Here is a 1,104-nt window from a genome sequence, read left to right as displayed (position 1 = left end):
CGCCGAGCCCGACCGCCAGCGAGTTGCGGGCGCCCACCATGATCATCGAGAAGACGTCGCGACCGAATTGGTCGGTCCCGAACCAGTTCGTCGCCGAAGGGGGCTTCAGGCGATTCAGGATCATCATCTGCGTCGGCGGATAGGGCGTCCAGACATAGGACAGCAGCGCCCCCGCAACGATGATCCCGGTCAGCGCGAAACCGATCAGGAAGGAGGGGCCCGTCCACCAGCGTTTCGCCGAGACCGGGGCCGACGCACCGGCCGGTGTCACGACGCCTCCCTCAGGCGCGGGTCGATGAGCCCATAGACGAGCTCGACCGCAAAATTCACCAGGATGGCGAGGCCGGCAAACAGCATCACCAGATCCTTCACGACGATCAGGTCATGCTGGGTGATCGACTGGAAGACGAGGCGCCCGAGCCCCGGCAGCGCAAAGACATTCTCGATGATGATCGCGCCGGCGATCAGCACCGAGAATTGCAGCCCCATGATGGTAACGACCGGAATCAAGGCGTTGCGCAGTGCATGCCTGACCACCGTGACCGGTTCTGCCAGTCCCTTGGCGCGAGCGGTACGGACGAAATCCTCCTGCAGCGTGTCGAGCATCGAGGAGCGCGTCACCCTGGCCAGGATCGCCGCCTGCGGCAGGGCGAGCGCGAGGGCCGGCAGCAGCAGCGCCTTCACGGCAGCAGCCGGCCCGGCCTGCCAGCCCGGGAAACCGCCGGCCGGAAACCAGCCGAGCCCGATCGCGAAAAGCAGCACGAGCAAGAGGCCGAACCAGAAATTCGGAACAGCCAGCCCGAGCTGCGCGAAGACCATCACGGCCGCATCGGTCGGCCGATTATGATTGGCTGCGGCGAGCAAGCCAAGTGGAACGCCAATCGATGTAGCCAGCATGATCGCCCCCAGCGCCAATGGCAGGGTGACAGCCATCCGCTCGCCGATCAGCTGGGCCACCGGCACACGATAGGTGTAGCTCAGGCCGAGATCGCCGGTCAGGAGGCCCGAAATCCAGGCGAGAAAACGGACCAGTGCCGGCTTGTCGAGCCCCATCTCCAGGCGCAGGGCCGCCAGCGCCTCGGGAGCCGCATTGAGCCCAAGCGT

General features: G+C 65.9%; 1 protein-coding gene and 1 pseudogene. Both read right to left on the bottom strand.

The window, feature by feature from the left end; translation table 11 throughout:
* Positions 1-271: pseudogene (locus AC1DJT_RS36860) on the bottom strand (hypothetical protein); the annotation flags it as partial.
* The coding region (locus tag AC1DJT_RS36855) for an ABC transporter permease (protein WP_476836079.1) at positions 268-1,104 on the bottom strand (837 nt) is incomplete at its 5' end. The gene AC1DJT_RS36855 and the pseudogene AC1DJT_RS36860, both read right to left, overlap by 4 nt.

It is taken from the genome of Allobosea sp. 05T422_2 (assembly GCF_056396265.1).
This window is presented reverse-complemented; position numbering and strand designations above follow the sequence as displayed.